The organism is Actinomycetospora chlora, assembly GCF_039542135.1.
Taxonomy (GTDB): Bacteria; Actinomycetota; Actinomycetes; order Mycobacteriales; family Pseudonocardiaceae; genus Actinomycetospora; species Actinomycetospora chlora.
Map to the genome: position 1 here is coordinate 23,743 of NZ_BAABHO010000039.1, position 21,226 is coordinate 44,968.

15 protein-coding genes are annotated in these 21,226 nt (G+C 74.8%); 9 read left to right on the top strand and 6 right to left on the bottom strand.

The window, feature by feature from the left end; translation table 11 throughout:
* Nucleotides 1-133: 133 nt before the first annotated feature.
* Entirely contained in the window at nucleotides 134-1,351 is a 1,218-nt protein-coding gene (locus ABD994_RS21590; protein ID WP_345419923.1) for a cysteine desulfurase-like protein, read from the bottom strand.
* A 120-nt stretch (nucleotides 1,352-1,471) separates the two neighbouring features.
* Between ABD994_RS21590 and ABD994_RS21595 the strand changes: the two genes are divergently transcribed.
* From ABD994_RS21595 to ABD994_RS21615, 5 genes are all read left to right on the top strand, one after another.
* Nucleotides 1,472-2,044, top strand: coding sequence for a bacterial proteasome activator family protein (locus tag ABD994_RS21595; protein WP_345419926.1), 573 nt, complete (start codon nucleotides 1,472-1,474; stop codon nucleotides 2,042-2,044).
* 123 nt (nucleotides 2,045-2,167) lie between these two features.
* Nucleotides 2,168-3,103, top strand: coding sequence for a galactan export ABC transporter permease subunit Wzm/RfbD (gene wzm / locus ABD994_RS21600; RefSeq protein WP_345419929.1), 936 nt, complete (start codon nucleotides 2,168-2,170; stop codon nucleotides 3,101-3,103).
* Between the two features lie 5 nt (nucleotides 3,104-3,108).
* Entirely contained in the window at nucleotides 3,109-3,903 is a 795-nt protein-coding gene (gene wzt / locus ABD994_RS21605) for a galactan export ABC transporter ATP-binding subunit Wzt/RfbE (RefSeq protein WP_345419932.1), read from the top strand.
* Nucleotides 3,900-4,835 carry a galactofuranosyltransferase GlfT1 gene (gene glfT1 / locus ABD994_RS21610; RefSeq protein ID WP_345419935.1) on the top strand — a complete coding sequence of 312 codons (936 nt, stop codon included), beginning with the start codon at nucleotides 3,900-3,902 and terminating at the stop codon, nucleotides 4,833-4,835. Before wzt ends, glfT1 begins: the two co-directional genes overlap by 4 nt.
* Before the next feature lie 89 nt (nucleotides 4,836-4,924).
* On the top strand, nucleotides 4,925-8,497 hold the full coding sequence (locus ABD994_RS21615; protein WP_345419938.1) for an arabinosyltransferase domain-containing protein: 3,573 nt from the start codon (nucleotides 4,925-4,927) through the stop codon (nucleotides 8,495-8,497).
* Nucleotides 8,498-8,758: 261 nt separating this feature from the next.
* Here the strand turns inward: ABD994_RS21615 and ABD994_RS21620 are convergent, their stop codons facing one another.
* Entirely contained in the window at nucleotides 8,759-9,199 is a 441-nt protein-coding gene (locus tag ABD994_RS21620; RefSeq protein ID WP_345419941.1) for a GtrA family protein, read from the bottom strand.
* Nucleotides 9,200-9,272: 73 nt separating this feature from the next.
* Here ABD994_RS21620 and ABD994_RS21625 point away from each other — a divergent pair, with 73 nt between their 5' ends.
* From ABD994_RS21625 to dprE2, 4 genes are read left to right on the top strand one after another with little or no spacing between them, the layout of a single operon-like run.
* Nucleotides 9,273-12,428, top strand: a complete 3,156-nt coding sequence (locus ABD994_RS21625; RefSeq protein WP_345419944.1) for an arabinosyltransferase domain-containing protein — start codon at nucleotides 9,273-9,275, stop codon at nucleotides 12,426-12,428.
* Nucleotides 12,412-15,483: an arabinosyltransferase domain-containing protein gene (locus tag ABD994_RS21630; protein WP_345419947.1), complete on the top strand. Its 3,072-nt coding sequence runs from the start codon at nucleotides 12,412-12,414 to the stop codon at nucleotides 15,481-15,483. Before ABD994_RS21625 ends, ABD994_RS21630 begins: the two co-directional genes overlap by 17 nt.
* An 11-nt stretch (nucleotides 15,484-15,494) precedes the next feature.
* Nucleotides 15,495-16,865: a decaprenylphosphoryl-beta-D-ribose oxidase gene (gene dprE1, locus ABD994_RS21635; RefSeq protein ID WP_345419950.1), complete on the top strand. Its 1,371-nt coding sequence runs from the start codon at nucleotides 15,495-15,497 to the stop codon at nucleotides 16,863-16,865.
* 8 nt (nucleotides 16,866-16,873) lie between these two features.
* Complete coding sequence (dprE2, locus tag ABD994_RS21640) at nucleotides 16,874-17,629, top strand: decaprenylphospho-beta-D-erythro-pentofuranosid-2-ulose 2-reductase (protein WP_345419953.1); 756 nt, start codon at nucleotides 16,874-16,876, stop codon at nucleotides 17,627-17,629.
* 106 nt (nucleotides 17,630-17,735) lie between these two features.
* Here the strand turns inward: dprE2 and ABD994_RS21645 are convergent, their stop codons facing one another.
* From ABD994_RS21645 to ABD994_RS21660, 4 genes are all read right to left on the bottom strand, one after another.
* A complete protein-coding gene (locus ABD994_RS21645) occupies nucleotides 17,736-19,154 on the bottom strand; it encodes an acyltransferase family protein (protein ID WP_345419956.1) in 1,419 nt (472 codons plus the stop codon).
* A gap of 508 nt (nucleotides 19,155-19,662) precedes the next feature.
* Nucleotides 19,663-20,097, bottom strand: a complete 435-nt coding sequence (gene mscL / locus ABD994_RS21650; protein WP_345419959.1) for a large conductance mechanosensitive channel protein MscL — start codon at nucleotides 20,095-20,097, stop codon at nucleotides 19,663-19,665.
* 131 nt (nucleotides 20,098-20,228) lie between these two features.
* Entirely contained in the window at nucleotides 20,229-20,570 is a 342-nt protein-coding gene (locus ABD994_RS21655; protein ID WP_345419962.1) for a hypothetical protein, read from the bottom strand.
* An 85-nt stretch (nucleotides 20,571-20,655) separates the two neighbouring features.
* Nucleotides 20,656-20,961 carry a hypothetical protein gene (locus ABD994_RS21660; protein ID WP_345419964.1) on the bottom strand — a complete coding sequence of 102 codons (306 nt, stop codon included), beginning with the start codon at nucleotides 20,959-20,961 and terminating at the stop codon, nucleotides 20,656-20,658.
* Nucleotides 20,962-21,226: the final 265 nt, after the last annotated feature.

A 21,226-nucleotide genomic window follows, 5' to 3' on the forward strand; every position in this document is an offset into this window, starting at 1 on the left:
CGGACTTCCTGGCCCTATCGGCGTGCTGTATTCGATTGTCAGCGTGGACGCCACGCTGACACGTCCCGCGTGTCGTCCCGGCGAGGATGTGGCGATCCTGGCGCCCGGTGCCAGGAATGCCGCGTTGCTGGCATCACAGGCGGGCGAGGGCGCTCACGAGCGTGTCGATCTCGGCGCGGGTGGAGTAGTGCGCCAGGCCGACGCGGACGACGCCGCCCACCTCCGCGCCGCCGAGGACCTCCAGCGCGCCCGTGTCGCCGGTGTCGGTGACGACGCAGACGCCGTGCTCGGCGACGCGTTCGGCCACCTCGCGGGCCGTGCGGCCGGCGACGGTGAAGGCGACCACGGGGATCCGGCGCGGGGGTTCGCCGATGACCATGACACCCGGCAGGAACCGGAGCTCGGAGACGAGGTAGTCGGTGAGCTCGTCCTGGTGGCTGCGCACCGAGCTCATCGAGGTGAGCACGCGGTCGCGGCGCGGGCCGTAGGCGGTGTCGTCGAGGTCGGCGAGATAGTCGATCGAGGCGACGAGCCCGGCGAGCAGGGCCCAGGGCGCGTCGCCGACCTCGAGCCGCTCGGGCCCGCGCGCGGACGGGTCGAGCGAGGCGGCGGGCAGGCGGTCGAGCAGGTCGGGCGTGCGGAACACGAGGGCGCCCACCGGCGGTCCGCCCCACGCCGACGCCGAGAGCACCATGACGTCGGCACCCATGGTGTCGAGGTCGAGCGGCAGGTAGGGCGCCGCCGCGCTCGCGTCGACGACCAGCAGCGGCTCGACGCCCGCGCCGCGGTGGGGCAGGGCGTGGACCTTGCGGGCGATCGCCGCCACCTCGGTGCGCACCCCGATGGCCGGGCAGGCCGCGGTGACGGACACGACGCGGGTGCGCTCGGCGAGCAGCTCGTCGAACTGCCAGCTCGGCAGCTCGCAGGTCTCGACGTCGATCTCCGCGGTGCGCAGGCGCCCGCCGGCGCGCTGCGCGGCACGCTCCCAGGGTGCGACGTTGGCGAGGTCGTCGAGGCGGGTGACGACGACCTCGTCCCCGAGCTCCCAGTCGGCGGCGAGCGCGTCGGCGAGCCGCTCGATCAGCGGCGCGGGCCCCGGACCGAGGACGACGCCCTTGGGATCGGCGCCCACGAGGTCGGCGATCGCCCGGCGGGCGGCCTCGACGATGGCCCCGCCGCGCTGCGACGCGGGGTACACCCCGCCGGGCCGCGAGACCGGTGCGCGCAGCGCGGAGGACACGGCGGTGGCCACCTGCTCGGGCACCTGCATGCCCGTCGGACCGTCGAGGTGCGCCCACCCGTCACCCAGGGCGGGCACGAGGCCCCGGACCCGAGCGACGTCGAACGCCATGTCCTCGGAGGGTACGGAGCGCTGCGACGACCGGCGACGGCGGTCAGCTCAGGCGACGGCAGCAGGCGGTGGACGGGCGCCGGGCGGACGCCCGCGTCCGATGTGTGGAGGATGGACGGCATGAGCGAGGCACCCGGGACCCGATCCTCCGAGCCCACCCCCGGTGACCAGGTGATGGTCGTCGGGCCGGACGGTCAGCCGGTGGGCACCGTGCGCGTCCGGCCCGACGGTGACGCCGACGAGCACGGCGAGGTCGCCGAGAACGGCGAGCGCGAGAACCTCTCCGGCGCCGTCGAGGAGCCGGCCAAGGTCATGCGCATCGGCATGATGATCAAGCAGCTGCTCGAGGAGGTCCGCGAGACCGACCTCGACGACGCGAGCCGCGGCCGCCTCCGTGAGATCCACGCCTCGTCGCTGCGGGAGCTCGAGTCCGCGCTCTCCCCGGAGCTGCGCGAGGAGCTGGAGCGCCTCGTCGAGCCCTTCGCCGCCGATGCGCCCCCGTCTGCGGGCGAGCTGCGGATCGCGCAGGCCCAGCTGGTCGGCTGGCTGGAGGGCCTGTTCCACGGCATCCAGACCGCGCTCGTGGCCCAGCAGATGGCGGCCAAGGTGCAGCTCGAGCAGATGCGTCGGGGCCTGCCGGCTGGCGCGTCCGGTGCGGCGGCGGGGGCGGGGACCACGGGCCAGTACCTCTGAACGGCCCGGCACGGGAGACGTAGCACCAACGACGGAGCACGCCGATAGGGGAGCTCGACCATCGAACACGCGCCCGTGCCGGGGCACCGGGACCCACCGCCCGCGCAGGTACGCTCACCGGTCGTGGCCGTCCCCGCACTCGCGCGCCAGGACGCCGACGACCCGGCGCCCCTCGAGCACGCGCCGTCCCCGCGCAGCTGGGGGCGCGCGTTCGGCGACATCCGTGCCGCGATCGCCCAGCGCGAGCTCTGGGGCCACCTGGGCTGGCAGGACATCAAGCAGCGCTACCGCCGGTCGGTGATCGGCCCGCTCTGGATCACGATCAGCATGGCCGTCACCGCGGCCGCGCTCGGCGGGCTCTACTCGCAGCTGTTCGGCCAGCCCATCGGCACGTTCATGCCGTACGTGACCGTCGGCTTCATGATCTGGTACTTCATCAGCGCCTGCGTGCTCGAGGGCACCGAGACCTTCATCGCCAACGAGGGCCTCATCCGGTTCCTGCCGGCGCCGCTGATGATCTACGTGTTCCGCACGGTGTGGCGGCAGATCCTCTTCTTCGCGCACAACGTCGTGGTCTACGTCGTGGTGATCGCGATCTTCTTCCGCCAGCTCGAGGACCCGTACACGATGGTCACGAAGGCCGACGCCATCGTGCACCCGGGGCTGAGCTGGTGGGCGCTGCTGGCGATCCCGGCCTTCGCGCTCATCGTGGTCAACGGCCTGTGGGTGACCCTCCTGTTCGGGATCATCTCCGCGCGGTTCCGCGACATCCCGCCGGTGGTCGGCAGCTTCATGCAGCTGTTCTTCACGATGACGCCGATCATCTGGACCACCGACCTGCTCACCGGCGGCGCGCCCGGCAGCCCGCGGGCGATCATCGAGTTCCTGGCGAAGCTGAACCCCTTCTACCACTTCATCGAGATCTTCCGGGCGCCGCTCGTCGGCCAGCAGCAGAGCTGGGTGCACTGGGCGGTCTGCGGCGCCATCACCGTGGTCGGGTGGTCGCTCGCGCTGCTGGCGCTGCGCAACTACCGGTCCCGCGTCGCGTACTGGGTGTGAGTGGCATGGTCAGCATCGACGTCCGCGGCGCCAGCGTCGAGTTCCCGATCTTCGACGCGAAGAACAGGTCGCTGAAGAAGTCGGTCCTCGGGCGCGCCGGCGGGCGCATCAGCGAACAGAAGGTCCCGGTCGTCGAGGCCCTGCGCGACGTCGACCTCTCGCTGCGCCAGGGCGACCGCGTCGGGCTCGTCGGCCACAACGGCGCCGGCAAGTCCACGCTGCTGCGCCTGCTCGCCGGCATCTACGAGCCCACGCGCGGCCGGGCGCAGATCCGCGGGCGCGTCGCCCCCGTGTTCGACCTCGCCGTCGGCATGGACCCCGAGATCTCCGGCTTCGAGAACATCATCATCCGCGGCCTGTTCCTCGGCATGAACCGCCGCGAGATGGAGCGCCGGGTCGACGAGATCGCCGAATTCACCGAGCTCGGTGACTACCTCGGCATGCCGCTGCGCACGTACTCCACCGGCATGCGCGTGCGGCTCGCGCTGGGCGTCGTCACCTCGATCGACCCCGAGATCCTCATCCTCGACGAGGGCATCGGCGCGGTCGACGCGGCCTTCCTCGAGAAGGCCCGCGACCGGCTGCGCGACCTCGTCGGCCGCTCCGGGATGCTCGTGTTCGCCTCGCACTCCGACGAGTTCCTCGTCGAGCTCTGCGACACCGCGATCTGGATGGACGGCGGCGTCATCCGCGAGCAGGGACCGCTGCGCGACGTCGTCAGCCACTACAAGGGCCGGGACGTTTTCGAGAACCTCAGCCCGGAGACGCTCGCGCGCCTCGAGCGGACGACCGCCGGATGACCGCGCCGGACACCGACACCGAGCCCGACACCGAGGTCGTCACCGCCGTCGTCGTCACCCGCGCGCGGGCCGAGATGCTGGTCGACGGGCTCGCGGTGATCGCCAAGCAGACCCGGCGGCCGGACCACCTCGTCGTCGTCGACAACGGCCCGGACGAGGCGACGCGCGAGGTCGTCGAGAACTGCGGGCTGCCCGCGACGTACGTGCCCTCGCGGCACAACCTCGGCGGTGCCGGCGGCTACGCGCTCGGCATGCTCACGGCGCTCGCGCGGGGCACCGACTGGCTCTGGATGGCCGACGACGACGGGCGGCCCGTCGACGAGCACGTCCTCGCGACGCTGCTCGACGTCGCACGCCGCCGCGGCCTGGCCGAGGTCTCGCCGGTCATCGCCGACATCGCCGACCCGGACCGGCTGGCGTTCCCGCTGCGCCAGGGCCTGCACTGGATGCGCCGGCGCAGCGAGCTCGCCGAGTACGCCGCGCAGACCGGCGGCGAGCTCATGCCCGGCATCGCGCACCTGTTCAACGGGGCGCTGTTCCGCGCCGGCACGCTCGACGTGGTCGGCGTGCCGGACCTGCGGTTGTTCGTCCGCGGCGACGAGGTCGAGCTGCACCGGCGGCTCTCCCGGTCGGGCCTGCCCTACGGCACGTGCCTGACCACCGCGTACGTCCACCCCGACGGGTCCGCCGAGTTCAAACCGATGCTCGGCGGCCGTCTGCACGCCCAGGACCCGGGCGACGCGACCAAGCGCTACTACACGTACCGCAACCGGGGCTACCTGCTCGCCCAGCCGGGACTGCGCCGCTTCGGCGCGATCGAGCACCTGCGCTTCGCGTGGTACTTCCTCGTCTCGCGCCGCGACCCGGGCGCGCTGCGGGAGTGGCTGGCGCTGGTCCGCCTCGGCCGGCGTGAGCGCTTCCTGCGCCGCTGACGTCCCAGCGGCCCCACCCCTCACGATCGGATGACGAGATCCCCCAGCCACCTCACGGCGCCGTGCGGCGCCCGGACTAGCCTCGCCGCGTGCTGACCTCGGAACAGACGGTGAGCCCGGCTCACGACGTCGCCGAGACCCCCGACGCGGGTCCGTCGCAGCGCGGCCCCCGGTGGCTGCGCCTGGTCGCGATCGTCCTCGGCCTGCTCGGGACGGGCCTCGCGCTGCTGTTCCCGTTCCTGCCGGTCGTGCAGGACACCGCGACGATCACGTGGCCCAGCGCCACCACCGGCACCCGGCCGGTCGACGCCCCGCTGGTGGCCTACCGGCCGGAGACGATGTCGGTCACCGTGCCCTGCCGCGCGGTCCAGGACCTCGACGCGCGCACCGGCCCGGCCGCGACCGTCCTGTCGACGTACCCGCCGCTCTCGCCGAACGGCCCCCAGGTCGGGATGCGGCTGAGCGTCCAGGACGGCCAGCTCGTCCTCAACGACCGCGGCCAGCAGATGGCCACCGCCACCGTCCCGGCCGGCGACTGCACGATCCGGATCGTCTCCGACGCGCAGTCGACGCTGATCGACCTGGGCATCGGCCAGGAGATCCGCCTGCCGTTCGACGCCCGCCCGCAGGTCGTCGGCATCTACTCCGACCTCGACGCCGGCCGCGACGACGTGGCGGGCGTGTCGGTGTCGATCACGCCCGACACCCGCTTCCAGACCTCGCCGACGACGCTCAAGGTGCTGGCCGGGGTGCTCGCGATCCTCGCCGTCGCGGGCGGGGTGTGGGCGCTGCACGCGCTCGACGTGCGCGCCGGGCGTCGGGCCCCGCGCCTGGCGCCGAAGCGCTGGTGGTGGCCGACCGGGCGCGACATCGTGGTCACCGCCGTGCTCGCGGTCTGGGCCGTGATCGGCAGCCAGACCTCCGACGACGGCTACATCCTCGGCATCGCCCGGGCCCGCGAGTCCGCCGGGTACATCGGGAACTACTACCGGTGGTTCAACGTCCCCGAGGCGCCGTTCGGCTGGTTCTACGAGCTCTACGCCCAGTGGATCCGCATCGACGACTCCGTGCTCTGGCTGCGGGTGCCCTCGGTCGCGATGGGGCTCGTGTCGTGGATCCTCATCAGCCGCGAGATGCTGCCGCGCCTGGGCCAGCAGGTCCGGCGCTCGAAGGCCGCGGCGTGGGCCGCGGCCATGGTCTTCCTGGCCTTCTGGCTGCCGTACAACAACGGCCTGCGGCCCGAGCCCGTCGTCGTCATCTCCGCGCTGCTCGCGTTCTGCGCGGTCGAGCGCGGCGTCGCCACCCGGCGGCTCGCCCCGGTCGCGCTGGGGCTGCTCGCGGCCGCGTTCGCGGTCGCCGCGACGCCGACGGGGTTCATCGCCGTCGCGCCCTTCCTCGCCGCCGCGCGCCCGCTGTGGCGGCTGGTGGTCGAGCGCGTGCGGTTCAGCGGCTGGCTGGCCGTGCTCCTGCCCATCACCGGGGCCGGGCTGCTCGTGCTCGTCGCGATCTTCGCCGACCAGACCTGGGCCGCGGTGTACGAGGCGACCCGCCTGCGCACGCTGCTGGGCCCGAACTGGAGCTGGTTCCAGGAGTTCGTGCGCTACCAGTCCCTGTTCGGCACGGCGGCCGACGGCTCGCTCGAGCGCCGCTTCCCGGTGCTGCTGCTGATGCTCGGCATCGCGGTGTGCATGGTCGTGCTGCTGCGCCGCGACAAGATCGCGGGCGCCGCGCTCGGACCGGCCCAGCGCCTCATCGGGTCGTCGGTCCTCGCGTTCGTCGTGCTGGCGCTGACCCCGACCAAGTGGACCCACCACTTCGGCTCCTTCGCCGCCCTCGGCGCCGGCATGGCCGCGCTGACGGCGCTGGCGACGTCGTCGGACGTCCTGCGCTCGCGACGCAACCGGCTGCTGTTCCTCGCCGCGCTGTTCGCGGTGCTCGCGCTGGCGTTCACCGGCCCGAACACCTGGTGGTACACGAACAACTGGGGCGTGCCGTTCGGCGGCGGCCCGCCGTACTGGTTCGGCTGGCCGTTCGGGCCCGAGGTCGGCGCGTTCTTCTACGGGCCCTGGCCGGTGTACTCGCTGCTGCTCGGCGTGTCGGTGATCCTGCTGGTCTGGGCGGGCATCGAGCACATCCGCGGCGTGCCCCGGCCCGAGGAGCTCGGGACACCGCGCCCGCCGTCGGCGGCGACGATGCCGCCGGCCGTGTCGTCGGCGGTCGGCAGCGCCCTGCGACCGTCCCGGGAGGCGCTGGGCAAGCTGCGGCGCACCCGCGGCGGCTCGACCGTCGAGCGCCGGGCACGGGCCCTGCGCGTCGGGTCGGCACCGATCGCGCTGGTCTGCGCCGCGCTGCTCGCGTTCGAGATGATCTCGATGTCGGACGGGATCGAGGCCCAGGCCGGGAGCTTCTCCCTCGGCGGCGACGTCCTCGAGCACCCCTTCGGCGGCACCTGCGGTCTCGCCGACGCCGTCCGCGTCGAGGGGTCGACGGCCGCCGGCGTGCTGCCCGTCGCGCCGCCCGCGACCGGCCTCGCGCCGTCGGCGCCCGGGGTGCTGCCCACCGTCGCGCCCGCGACACCCACCGCGACGCCCGGCGCGTCCGGGACCACGGGCTCGTCGGCGGGCTCCGCCGCGACCGGCACCGACGGAGGCGGCACGACCAGCACGACGCCGCCGACGACGACCTCCACGGCACCGGGTGCCTCCGCGACCCCCAGCCCGGCCCCGCTGCCGCCGAACACCGTGCCCGCGTCGAGCCCGGAGGCCCAGCTCGTCGACCCGACGCCGGTCAACAGCGGGTTCTCCCTCGCCGGGGCGACCCCGCCCGTCGGCGGCGGCACGGGCGTGTCGGGCTACGAGTACTCGCTGCGCAACGGGCTCGCCGACCAGGCACTCGGGTCCTACGACGCGTCGGGCACCAACACCGGCGTGCTGCGCACCGACTGGTACTCGCTCAACGACGACCTCCGCCGAGGCAGCACCCCGCTCGTGCTGACCGTCGCCGGGCGCCTCAACGGCGGCAACTTCCTCACCATCCAGTTCGCCCGCCGCCAGCCCGACGGCCGCCTGGAGGTGCTGGGCCAGCAGCCGATCGACGACCGCCGCTTCGGCGAGCCGGGGTGGCGCGAGATCCGGCTCAACCTCGCCGGCGGCGTCGGCGCCCAGGCCGACGAGGTGCGCCTCATCGCCCAGGACCGCGCGCCGGTGCCCGACGGCTGGCTCGCGATCGCGCCGATGCGCGCGCCCCAGCTCGTGCCGCTGACCCAGATCCTGGGGCCCGAGAACCCGGGCTACCTCGAGTGGCCCGTGCAGTTCGCGAGCCCCTGCCTGCGCCCGTTCGACGTGCGCGACGGCATCGCCGAGGTCGCGCGGTACCGGCTCATCGCCGACGCCAGCCAGCTGCGCCCCGGCGGGGTGAACTGGTCGTCGGCCAACGCCGGCGGGCCCCTGGGGTGGATCGAGATCCTCGAGCGCCGCACGGAGCTGCCCACCTACCTCGAGGGCCAGCCGTCGCGCGACTGGGGCATCGTCGAGCGCCTCGACCCCTACACCCCCGACGCCGCGGCCCCGACGGTCGTCCACGGCGAGCGCGAGGTGTGGGGGAACTACACCCCGGGCCCCATCGGCGACCCGCCGCCCGGGACCCCCTCGCCCTCCCGCTGACCCGCCACCCCTGCCCCTGCCCCTGCCCCCCCCCGGGCCCCTGCCGCAGCGAACGGGCGGTTCGCTGCGTCTACGCGCGCGAAGTCCCCGTTGATCAGCCTCGGGACTCCGATCTCCGGAGATCAGGGGCGCGTCACGCACGCGGAGCACCGCGTCGAGGTGCGCGGCGCGCTCCTGATCACCACGCCCATGTACCAGTGATCAACGGGGAGTTCCGACGCCTAGAGGCAGCGAACAGCGCGTTCGCTGCTGCCAGGGACCTCAGTCGCGGAAGATGACCGTGCGCATGACGACGAAGTTGATCGTGGTGGCGCAGGCCTGCGCGACGAACCACGACACGAAGCCCGCGACGACGCCCGGGTTGACCGACGGCGCGTCCATGACGTGCAGCACCAGCGCCGCGACGCCGACGTTCACCGCGAACGTCGAGCCGTAGAGCACCACGAAGCCCAGGAACCGGCCCGTGCCGCCCGACGACGAGGCGAAGGTGAAGCGCCGGTTGAGCAGGTAGGCCGTCGTCGTGCCGCAGATGAACGACACGGCCTTGGCCAGCGGGGCCCACGTGCCCAGGGCGAGGAGGCCGGCGTAGAGGCCGAGGTCGACGGCGGCCGCGACGACGCCGATCGCGACGAAGCGCACGATCTGGGCCTTGAGGCCGAGCGGCGCGGGGCGCTCGCCGGTGGTGGGCCCGGTGGCGGTCATGGGGTCGAGGGTACGAGCCCTGGAGGGACCACCTCACCGGGGTGGTCCGGGCGCGTCGATATCGTCGCGCCCCATGGCCGTGGTGGCAGCGCAGGAGAGTCGGCCCGGGCCGACCTCCCCCGACGCCCCCGGCGAGGACGTGCGGCCACGGCGGTCGCGCGCGGGCGGGTGGTGGCTCGCGGCCCTGGCGGCGGTCACGGTGCTGCTGGGGCTGGCGATCCCGCTGGCCCCGGTCGTCGCCGACGACCCCGTCGTCACCTGGCCGAAGGCGGGCGCCCCGGCGACGTCGACGACGCTCCCGCTGACGCCCTACCGGCCGCTGTCGTTCGCGGCGGAGGTCCCCTGCGCAGCGCTGCGCGGCGGTGGGGACGCCCTGCGCACCGAGCCCGGGTCGGCCGGCACCCCCGGCCGCGGGCTGACGGTGGCGCTGTCCGGCGGGCGGGTGGTCGTCACGAGCTCGGGCGCGACCGTGCTCGACGAGCTGCTCCCCCTCGGCGACTGCACGTACCGGGTGATCGCCGACCAGGCCGGCACGCGGGTGTCCCGCGACGGCCAGGAGCTGGCGTCCTTCCCCGGGGCGCTCGTCCCGCAGGTCGCCGAGATCGCCACCGACGCGCCCGGGACGCCCGGCCTGGCCGCGACCGTCCACACCGACGACCGCTACTCGTCGGTGCCGAGCGGGTTGAAGCTGGCGCTCCTGGTGCTCCACGCGCTCGCGCTGGTCGCGACGATCTGGCTCGCCACCCGCCGCTGGCGTGGCCGCGGGGCCGGGCTGGCCCGGCCGCGCCTGCACCCGGCGGACGCCGTCGTCACGCTCGTCTCGGCGGCCTGGGTGGTGCTCGGGCCGCTGCAGAACGACGACTCCTGGTACCTGCTGATGGCCCGCAACGCGACGCCGACGGGCTACATCGGCAACCAGATCTACATGTTCAACACGACGGAGAACCCGTTCGTGCTGTCGCAGTACGTCATGGCGGTCTGGGGCCACCTCGGCGAGGCGCTCGGCCTGCCGGGCTGGGGCCTGCTGTGGATGCGCCTGCTGCCGCTGCTGCTCGGGCTCGTGACGTGGGCCCTGCTGCGCGTCCTGCTGGTGAACCTGCTCGGGCGCGCCGGCGCGCTGCCCGGCGTCGCGTGGGCGCTGCTCGTCGCGCACCTCGTGTGGTGGCTGCCCTACGGGATGGCGCTGCGACCCGAGATCGTCATCGTGCCGCTGTCGGCCGGGGTGCTCGTGCTCGCCGAGCTCGCGCGCCGGCGCGAGGCCGTCGGCCCGCTGATCCCCGCGACGGCGCTCGCCGCGCTCGCGGTCTCGGTCTCCCCGTCGGGGCTGGTGGCGGCCGCGCCCGTCGTCGTCGCCCTCCCGTGGCTGTGGCGCTGGCTCGCCGCCCACGGCTGGCGGTCACGCCTCGGCGCGGCCGGCGCGGTCGTCGCCGCCGGCACCATCGCCATCCCGATCGGCTTCGGCGACGCCACCCTCGGCGACGTCCTCGAGGCCACCGACGTGCACAGCTGGTACTACCTGACCTTCCCCTGGTACGAGGAGTGGGCCCACTACCGGACGCTCATCGAGACCGGGACGTGGGGACGCCGGCTGCCCGTGCTGCTCACGGTCGTGCTGCTGGTGGTCGTGTCGATCGGCAGCGGCCGCAGCGGCCGGGCCGGGCCCGCCGGCGGGCGCCTGCGGGACGCGACGCTCGGCGCCGCCGTCACCACCGCCGTCGCGCTGGGGCTCATCGCGCTCGGGCCGACGAAGTGGGTCAACCACTTCGGGGCCGTCGCCGCCCCGGCGACGGTGCTGCTCGCACTGGCCCTGCTGCACTCGCCGCTGCCGCGGCGCGCGGGCGCGCTGGTCACCGGCGCGTCGGTCGCGCTGATCACCGGCGCGACCGTGCTCGGCTTCGCCGGCCCCAACACCTGGAAGCCCTACAGCGACCGCGGCCAGCCGTTCGGGGACCACCTCGACACCGACATCTCGATGCTCGACCTCGAGAGCTTCGCCCCCCATTACGGCGACCACTACCTGCGCGACGTCTGGTGGTGGCTGCTCGTCGCCGCGCTCGCCGGGCTGTTCGTGTGGTGGCGACGGCGGGCCCGACGACGGACGTTCGGGGTGACGCCGGAGCGCGCGGTGCTCGTGACGGCGTCGGTGGTGATGGTCGGGCTGATGATCGGCGTGATGGTGATGGCGCCCATCTACCAGGGCGCCGGGTGGACCGTCGCCGGCAGCCAGATGCAGGCCCTGACCGGCCGCGGGTGCGGGCTCGGCGAGGCGGCGACGGTGATGGCGCGCACCGGGCAGGACGTCGGCGCCCCGACGACCCCCGACACGCGCACCGGCGACTTCGCCCTCGCCGCCGGCGACCCGTCCCCGGTGCCGCCGCCCGGCCCGGGCGCGCTGTGGCACGACGAGGTCGCCCTCCCGCCGGGCGCCGACCCGACCACCGCCCCCGCCGGCGTCACCGGCCTGGGGACGCTGACCACCGGCTGGTACCCGCTGCCCGCGATCGACCCGGCCGACCCGCAGGCACCGACCCACCTCGTCGTCCCGGTCGCCGGCAACGAGCCGGACCGCCAGCGCGTCGTCGTCCAGTTCGGCTCGGGCGACCCGCGGGCCCCCGTCGAGGCCGAGTCGGTGGCCGTGACGCCCGCCGGCGGGTTCACCGCGCGGCAGTGGCAGGAGATCCCGGTGCTGCTGCCGGGCAGCCGGCCGACGGCGGTGCGCCTGCAGGTCGAGGACCGCGTCGCCGGCCCGGACAGCTCGCTCGCGGTCGCCGCGCCGCACCTCGCGCGCATGCAGTCGGTGATGCCGTCGGCGACCGCGGCGGACCAGCCGTCGGACATCGTCGCCGGGGGCGTCTTCGCCGACCAGCTCTCGGCGGTGCTGTGGCCGTGCGTCGACCAGGTCGCCGTCCAGCACGGCATCGCCCCGACCCCGACGATGCGGCTCAGCGCGGCCGAGAACACCCCCGAGTTCATCCTGACCAACCCGACCTACGAGTCGTGGGGCGGGACGATGGTGCAGTCGGAGCGGACGTGGGCGACGGTGCGCCCGTTCTCGGCGCTGCCCGACGGCGGCGTGCCCGCGCTGGCGTGGGGCAACGTCGACCGGATCGTCTACGACCACCCGACCGACGGCTACGACCTGCGCGTCGACCACGTGACCCGCAGCGGTACCGCGCGGTTCGCGACGCTGGCCTCCGAGGCGTACTCCGGCCGTGAGTACCTCGGCTGAGGCGCGGGCGCCGGCGGCGGCGGAGCCGTCGCCGTCCCCGCCCCGGCGTCCGTCGCTGCTGCTCGCCTCGGCGCTGCTGACGCTGCTCTGCGCCGTGCTGTTCCCGCTCGCGCCGGTGCACCAGCCGGTGGTGACGTTCGCCTGGCCGCAGGCACCCGGCCAGACCGCCGCCGCCCTGCCGCTGATGCCCTACCAGCCGGTGGCCCTCGACGCCTCGGTGAGCTGCGCCGCGCTCGCCGCGACGCCGCCGGGTGCCTCCACGCTCGCGACGACCCCGCCGGGCACGCCGCCGGCGCCGGTCGGCGGCCTGGCGGTGCGGCCGCTGCCGGGCGGGGCGCTCGTGACCAGCAACGGCGAGACCCTCGCGGCGGTCGCGCTGCCGCCCGGGCCGTGCACGCTGGCGGTGGTCTCGCGGCCGGAGAGCACCGAGATTCGGGTGGACGACCGCACGGTGGTGACGCGGCCCGGTGACGTGCGCCCGGTCGTCGCGGCGATCGTCGCCGGGACCCCGGGCACGGACGGCCTGACGGTGTCGCTGCGTACCGACACCCGCTTCCAGACGACGCCGAGCGTGTGGAAGTACCTGCTCGGGCTGGGGGTGCTGCTGGGGCTGGCCGGGATGGTCGTCGCGGCATCGCGACCCGGGCGGCCCGTGCGTCGCGGGCGGCCGTGGCGGCCCCGGCCCGTCGACGCCGTGGTCGGGCTGGCCCTCGCCGGCTGGGCCGTCGTCGGTCCGGCGACGGTGGACGACGGCTACATCGCGGGCATCCTGCGCAGCCGCGGCGAGAGCGGGTTCACCGGCAACGTCTACCGCTGGCTCAACGCGCCCGAGGCCCCGTTCAGCTGGTTCTACGAGGTGACGCGCGCGTGGGCCGCGCTCGCGCCCGGCCCGGCGGCGTCGGTGCTGTGGCTGCGGGTGCCGGCGACCGTGCTGGGGCTGCTGACCTGGGTGCTGCTGCGCCGCCACGCGCTGCCCCGGCTGGGCCCGGCGCTGCGCCGTCCCGGCGCGACCTGGGTCGCGGCGGCGGCGTTCGCGGCCTGGTGGGCGCCGTTCGGGCTCTCGCTGCGCCCCGAGCCGTGGCTCGCGTTGGGCGTGCTGGCGGTGTGGGTGTGCACCGAGCGCGCGGTGGCGACGCGGGCGCTGCTGCCGCTGCTGGCCGCGGCCGTGCTGGCCGGGTTCACGGTCGCCCTGACGCCGGGCGCGCTGCTCGGGCTCGCACCGCTGCTCGTGGCGTTGCCCGCGCTGGCCCGGGCGCCGCGGGGGTGGACGCGGCTGCTCGTCGTCGTCGCGGGCCTGGCCGTCGCGGTGCTGCCGATGGCCGCCGACCAGTCACTGGCCGGTCTGCTCGAGGCGACGCGGGTGCGCCAGCTGATCGGCGGCGGCCAGCCCTGGTGGCAGGAGATCGACCGCTACAGCCACCTCATCACGCCCGGCGACGTGCAGGGTGGGCTCGGCGCGCGGCTGGCGGTGCTGCTGACGCTGCTCGGGCTGGCCGCGACGGCGTGGGCACTGGGCGTGGCCCGGGTCCGCGCCGGCGTCGCGGTCGGGCCGGCGGGGCGGCTGCTCGGCGTCGTGGCGCTGGCGCCGGTGCTGCTGATCGTCAGCCCGACGAAGTGGACGCTGCACTTCGGCGAGCTGATCGGCGTCGGCACGGCCGTGCTGACGCTGTTCGTGGTGCTGTGGGCGCCGCGGGTCGTCGCCGCCCGCCTGCGCGGCCGCGCGCTGGTCGCCGTGGTCGGCGGGCTCGGGCTGGTCACGACGCTGGTGCTGCTCGGGTACAACCAGTGGGCCTACGCGTCGGCGTGGGGCGTGTTCTGGAACGACATCCCGCCCCAGGTGCTGCGCGTGCCGCTCGCCGACATCGCGTTCCCGGTGACGATCGTGGGGACGCTGGTGCTCGCGGTCGTCGTCGCCGTGCGCGGGCGGGTCCCGCGCCGCGTTGCGCGGGTCCTGGCCCCGGGGCGGCTCGCGCTGGTGCTCGTCGTGGCGGTCGTCGCGCTCCAGGGCGGCGCGTTCCTCAAGGACACCGCCGACCGGCTCGGGACCTACAGCTACGGCACGGACTCGCTGGCCGCCGTGCGCGGCGACCCGTGCGGGATGGCGTCCGACCTCGCCGTCGAGACCGACCCCCGCGCCGGCCTCCTCCCCGTCGGCGTGTCGGCGAGCGAGAACGTGGCGATCCTGGCGCCAGACGCCAGCAACGCCCCGTTGCTCGCGCCGCGGTTCACCCCCACCGCACCGGTGACGCCGGCGGCGGTGCCGCTGCGGATCGCCGGGCAGGAGCTGCCGGGGTGGGCCGCGCCGGCGCTGGCCGCCGGGCAGGCGCCGGCCGAGCTGCGGTCCGAGTGGTTCGTCCTGCCGCCCGAGGCCCGCGACCGGACGGCGCCGGTGGTCGTCGCCGCCAGCGGCTCGCTGGCGCGCGGGAACGTCACGCTGGAGTTCGCGGCGTCCCCGACGGCCGAGCCCGTCACCGAGGGCCCGGCCGGGCCCCGCGACGGCACCGCCCCCCGCGACCTGCGCGCCCTCGCCCCCGAGGGCACGACGCTCGTGCGGGTGCGCGCCACGAGCGCGGCCCGCGACGGTGCGGCGGCCCAGGTCGCGACGCCGTCCGGGGAGGACCCCGAGCTCCCGCTCGCCGTGAGCGTGCCCCGGGTGCCCCGCACCGTGCCGTTCGGCGACGTCGTGCCGCCGGGCAGCACGGCGCTGGTCGACTGGCCGGTCGCGTTCCCGTTCCCGTGCCTGCGCCCGCCGGCCCTCACCGGCGGCACCGCGGGCGTCCCGCCCTGGCGCATCACCCCGCCGGACCTGTCGGGCGCCGGCGAGATCGCCGTCGCCCCGAGCACCGGGGGACCGTTCCTCACCCCGCGCCTGCTCGTCGACGAGGTACGCCTGCCCGTCTACCTCGACGGCGAGCCGACGCGCGACGCGATCGGCCTCGCCCGCTGGGTGCCGCGGCTGCCACTGGGCACGCTGACGCCGCAGGTCGGCGACGAGACCGTCGCCGGCTGGACGCGGACGGGACGCGCGAGCGTGCCCGTCCTGGACACCCCCTAGACTCGCCCGGGATGTCGCGCACCGAGAAGACCCTGGTCGGGTGGGCCCGCACGGCCCCGAGCCGGGCGACGGTGGTGTCCGGCGACGAGGTCACCTCCACCGAGAGGCTCGCCGAGGTCGTCGCCGGTGCCGGGGCGCGCGGCGTGGTCGCGCGCGGCCTCGGCCGCTCCTACGGCGACACCGCGCAGAACGCCGGCGGCCTCGTCGTCGACATGACGGCGCGGGACCGCATCCACGGCGTCGACGCCGAGACCGGCCTGGTCGACCTCGACGCCGGCGTCTCGCTCGACCGGCTCATGCGCGTCGCGCTGCCGTTCGGGCTGTGGGTACCGGTGCTGCCGGGCACGCGCCAGGTGACCATCGGCGGCGCGATCGCCAACGACATCCACGGCAAGAACCACCACACCGCCGGCAGCTTCGGCGACCACATCGTGTCGATGGACCTGCTGCTCGCCTCCGGCGAGGTGCGCCGCCTCGAGCCCGAGGGCCCGGAGTCCGAGCTGTTCTGGGCGACCGTCGGCGGCGTGGGCCTGACCGGGATCATCCTGCGCGCCACGGTGCGGATGACGAAGACCGAGACCGCCTACTTCGTCGCCGACACCGAGCGGACAGCGAACCTCGACGAGACGATCGAGCGGTTCTCCGACGGCTCCGACGAGGCCTACGACTACTCGTCGGCCTGGTTCGACTCGATGTCGACGGGCGCCAAGCTCGGTCGCGCGGCGCTCGGCCGCGGCTCGCTGGCCCGGCTCGACGAGCTGCCCGAGAAGCTGCGTCGCGACCCGCTGAAGTTCGACGCGCCCACGCTGGTCGACCTGCCCGACGTCTTCCCCAACGGCCTGGCCAACAAGCTGACGTTCTCGGCGATCGGCGAGCTGTACTACCGCAAGACGAAGAACAAGAAGGGTCAGATCCAGAACCTGACCGCCTTCTACCACCCGCTCGACCTGTTCGGGGACTGGAACCGGGCCTACGGGTCGAAGGGCTTCCTGCAGTACCAGTTCATCGTCCCGCTCGACGCCGAGGCGGAGTTCCGGGCGATCATCCGCGACATCGCCGCTTCCGGGCACGTCTCGTTCCTCAACGTCTTCAAGAAGTTCGGCGAGGGCAACCGGGCGCCGCTGTCGTTCCCGATGCCGGGCTGGAACATCTGCGTCGACTTCCCGATCGTCGACGGCCTCGGTGCGTTCTGCCGCTCGCTGGACGAGCGCGTGCTGGCCATGGGCGGGCGCCTCTACACCGCCAAGGACTCGCGCACCGACGCCGGGACGTTCGCCGCCATGTACCCGCGGCTCGACGAATGGCGCAAGGTCCGCGACGCCGCCGACCCCGACGGGGTGTTCGCGTCGGACATGTCGCGCCGCCTCCGCCTCACCCCCTGAGGAGTTCCATGATCGACGCCGTCGGCCACCCGTCGTCCCTGCTGCTGCTCGGCGGCACCTCGGAGATCGGGCTGGCGACCGCCGAGAAGTATCTCGAGGGTGGCCCCGTGCGGGTCGTCCTGGCCGGGCGCCAGTCGCCCCGGCTCGCCGACGCCGCCGCGCGGCTCACCCGCGCCGGCGCGACCGTCGAGACCGTCGAGTTCGACGCCCGCGACGCCGCGGTGCACACCGAGGCCGTGCGCAAGGCGTTCGCCGGCGGGGACATCGACGTCGCCGTCGTCGCGTTCGGCCTGCTCGGCGACCAGGAGAAGGCCTGGCAGGACATCGACGTCGCCGTCGAGCTCGCCGAGGTCAACTACGTCGCCGCGGTGTCGGTGGGCGTCGCCCTCGCGGCCGAGTTCCGCCGCCAGGGCCACGGGCACCTCGTCGCCCTGTCCTCGGTGGCCGGGGAGCGGGCGCGGCGCTCGAACTTCGTCTACGGCTCGACGAAGGCCGGGCTCGACGCGTTCTACACCGGGCTCACCGAGGCGCTGCGGCCCGAGGGCATCGGCGTCACCGTCGTCCGTCCCGGGTTCGTGCACACCAAGATGACCGAGGGGATGTCGCCGGCGCCGCTGTCGACGACGCCCGAGGCCGTCGCCGACGTCGTCGTGGCGGCCGTGGCGGGCCGCAAGGAGCAGGTGTGGGCCCCGGCGCCCCTGCGCGCGGTGATGTCGGTGCTGCGCCACATCCCGCGCCCGATCTTCCGCCGCCTGCCGGTCTGACGCTGCGCCGTCCGCGCGCACCCTCCGACGAACGAACGGCACCCTCGCTGCTACGCAAGCAGCGAGGGCGCCGTTCGTTCGTCGGGGCGGAGCCGGCGGGCAGACGTCAGGCCGCGACCGCTGCCGGTCGGGCGGCGTGGCTACCCCCACGCCGCCCGACCGCCCGGCGACCGGAGGGCGGGGTGACCTCCGGACGGCGGGTCTCCGCGGTGTCGCGGCGCGCGCCACCCCGGCGCCGCGACGGGTCCCGGTCCCGCATCCAGGCCTGCGCGGGCTCCTCCACGAAGCGGTACGCGAGGTGCGCGAGCACCAGCGAGGCCACGACGAGGTGGGGCACCAGCAGCGCGGCCGCCGCCGTGCCGGGGGCCAGCGCGGGGATGCGGGTCATGGCGACGAGCGCCATCTCGATCAGGGGGAAGTGCACGAGGTAGAGCGCGTAGGAGATGCGCCCGCCGTACCGGAGCCGCGGTGTCCCCAGCGCCCGGGCGATCGGCCCGTCGGTGAGCGCCAGGGCGCCGAGCACCACGGGGATCAGCGGGGTCGCGAGGTACGTGCGGGCGTCGGCGGTGACGGTCGCGATGGCCGGCGCCGTCGCGGCCCAGTAGACGACCAGCGCGATCTCGGCCAGCGCGAGCACCAGCACGTGGTGGGCCCAGCGCGAGACCGTCCGGGTGCGGGGCACGCGGCGCACGACCAGCCACGTCACCGTCCCGGCTGTGAACGCGGCGACGAGACGCACGGCCCAGAAGCCGCCCCAGTCGCCGTCGAGGGCGTTCTGCACGGCGAGGGCGGCGGTCGGCGTCGCGGCGAGGACGGCCAGCACGGCGAGCAGGGGACGCGGCCATCCGCGGATGAGCCAGGCCGCGCCCGCGAGGAGCGGGAACGCGAGGTACGCCGCCCACTCCGCGCTCACCGACCAGGCCGGCAGCACGAACGACACCCCGTCGATGCCTCCCGAGTCCCACATCTGCGTCAACGTCAGCTGCCGCAGCCAGCTCAGGGGGTCCAGGCCGGGCTGGGCGCCTTGCCACGTGATCACGCCGTCGCTCCCCAGGACGGCGCGCGCGGCGCACCACAGCCCGGCCAGGACCACCACGACCGCGTAGAGCGGCCAGACGCGGGCGACGCGCGCCCACACGAACCCGAGGGCCTGCCGCGGCCCGGGGGATCCCCGCCAGCGGTCGAGGTACGACCGGGCGAGGAGGAAGCCGGAGAGGGCGAAGAACAGGTCGACCCCGAGCCCGCCCGCGGATACCAGCGGCGCCACCGGGGCGAACCACTCGGAGTATCCGGTGACCGGCAGGAAGCTCAGGTGGTGCACCAGCACCCAGACCGCCGCGACCGCCCGCAGGCCGGTCAGGGCCGGGATCTCGACGGTCGCCGGCCGGGCCCCCGTCGCGGCCCGGTCGCCGCGCGGGGCCGGGATGCGCCGGGTGCCGGGGAGGTCCGAGGTGGCCGGGTCCTGCCCGACCTGCCCACCCCGGACGTCCCGCGTGCCGTGGTCCTGCCCCACCACCGTCCGCACCGCGCCTCCCCGACGACCACCCGGACCGGCATCGTGCCGCCCCTCGACCTGGTCAACGGCGCCGAGTGGCCGTGTCCTGATACTCCGATCGGTGGATTGGGGTGCTTCACGCTTCGATCAGGGAACGGGGCACAGCCCCGTGGTCGCTCTGCGTCGTCGCCACACGGACGGAGCAGCCACGAGCGGGTGTGGTGACACCGGGTCGAGGGTGTGTCGCCGGCGGGCACCGAGGGCCGGTCGCGCGCGCACGCGGTGACGTCGTCGCGGCGCTCGTCCGTGGCGCTGTGTGGCCCCGTCCGTGGCAGCGAACGAGCGGTCCGCTGCTTCGACGCGCCCGAACTCCCCGTTCGCGGGCGCCGGCGGAGCCACATGATCGTGGTGGCTTTCCTGACGGTGGACGTCAGCGTCGACGCCACGCTGACACGCCCCGCGTGTCGTCCCGGCGAGGATGTGGCGATCCTGGCACCCAGTGCCAGCAATGCCGCGTTGCTCGCAGGACGGGTCGGGGTCAGCGGTCCTGGTGGGGGATGCGGCCCTGGCCGCCGCCGGCCGCGCCCGTCGGGCGGGTGGCCTGCTCGCGGAGGAGGTCGCGGATCTCGGCCAGCAGCTCGACGTCGGTGGGGTCGGCCGGGCCCTCCTCCTCGCCACGGCGGCGCCGCTCCTCCACGTACTTCAACGGCAGCACCACGAGGAAGTAGATGACGGCGGCGGTGATGAGGAACGTGAGGACCGCGTTGACGAAACTCGCGTAGTCGAACACCACGCCGTTCACCGTGAAGGCGCCGGCGAACTCACCGCCGCCGGAGAACACCTGGATCAGCGGTTTCAGGAATGCGTTCGTGAACGCCGTGACGACGGCGGTGAACGCCGCGCCGATGACGACCGCCACGGCGAGTTCGACGACGTTCCCGCGGAGCAGGAAGTCCTTGAATCCCTTGAGCACGCGATTCCTCCGGCTCTGGCGACACGCTGCGCGACGGAGGATAGGGCACCGCGGGCGGGGCGCCCGGTGGAACACGCGCGGGCCCCGGCCCCCTCGGGGAGGGACCGGGGCCCGGCGCACCGGCGCGACCGTCAGGCGGCCGCGTCGGTCCCGGTGCGGCAGGACTGCGACTCGGGCTGGGCCGCCGAGCCGCTGCCGTCCTGGTGGTCACCGAGCAGGCCGCCGACGTCGAGGACGCCCGACACGTCCTCGACCGGGACCTGCACGCCCAGGGCGTTCACCGGGACGTCGTTGTTGCACGCGTTGATCGGCGTGACCGTCTGCACGTCGCCGACGTTGACGAGGCCGCTCTGGGCGCCGTCGTCGGTGCTGCGGGGGCCGTGGGACTCGGCGGCGAAGGCCGAGCCCGTCGTCGCGACCAGGGCCGTACCGGCCAGGGCGCCGGCCACCGCGGCACGTCGCAGGAAGCTCATCTCGTCTCCTCGACGATGGGGGAACGGGGTGGTGAGACCCGCCGGGAATTCGGGGTCCGGCGGGCGGGGAGCCGGAGCTCGGGGATCAGTTGGCCTCGCCGTCGACGGACGAGCCGCACGACTGCGACTCGGGCTGCGCGGCGGCGCCCGGCGAGTTCCCGCCGAGGACCGGGAGGGCGCCCGAGACGTCCTCGACCGGGACCTGCACACCGAGGGCGTTGACCGGGACGTCGTTGTTGCACGCGTTCGCCGGCGTGATGGTCTGCACCGAGTCGACGTTCGCGAAGCCGTCCTGGCCGTCGCTCTCGTGCGCGAACGCGGCACCGGTCGTGCTCGCCAGTCCCGCACCGATCAGGGAGACGGCCAGCACGGACTTACGGAGGAATCCCACAGGGGTGTCCTTTCACAGGGGGCATCCCCGACGAACGGGCGCGAACGGGCGGGGAGCCTCGGGGAGCGCGGCGGAAATGCCGCGCGGCGGACACTAGCCATCCCGCGGCGTCAGTTCGGACACGGAGGATCTCCGTCGTTCGCAAAGTGGATCACTCAGCCGTGCGGCCCCGGCGACCACGACCAGGTGATCGCCGACCTGGGTGGTGATGTCGTCCGGACACGGAGTGACCGCGCGGGGCGATGCCGCACGTCGGAGTGGGTCT

Coding starts and splice junctions, on each gene's coding strand:
- ABD994_RS21590 (WP_345419923.1), bottom strand. CDS start 1,351: ATGGCGTTCGACGTCGCTCGGGTCCGGGGCCTCGTGCCCGCCCTGGGT.
- ABD994_RS21595 (WP_345419926.1), top strand. CDS start 1,472: ATGAGCGAGGCACCCGGGACCCGATCCTCCGAGCCCACCCCCGGTGAC.
- wzt (WP_345419932.1), top strand. CDS start 3,109: ATGGTCAGCATCGACGTCCGCGGCGCCAGCGTCGAGTTCCCGATCTTC.
- glfT1 (WP_345419935.1), top strand. CDS start 3,900: ATGACCGCGCCGGACACCGACACCGAGCCCGACACCGAGGTCGTCACC.
- ABD994_RS21620 (WP_345419941.1), bottom strand. CDS start 9,199: ATGACCGCCACCGGGCCCACCACCGGCGAGCGCCCCGCGCCGCTCGGC.
- ABD994_RS21625 (WP_345419944.1), top strand. CDS start 9,273: ATGGCCGTGGTGGCAGCGCAGGAGAGTCGGCCCGGGCCGACCTCCCCC.
- dprE1 (WP_345419950.1), top strand. CDS start 15,495: ATGTCGCGCACCGAGAAGACCCTGGTCGGGTGGGCCCGCACGGCCCCG.
- dprE2 (WP_345419953.1), top strand. CDS start 16,874: ATGATCGACGCCGTCGGCCACCCGTCGTCCCTGCTGCTGCTCGGCGGC.
- ABD994_RS21655 (WP_345419962.1), bottom strand. CDS start 20,570: ATGAGCTTCCTGCGACGTGCCGCGGTGGCCGGCGCCCTGGCCGGTACG.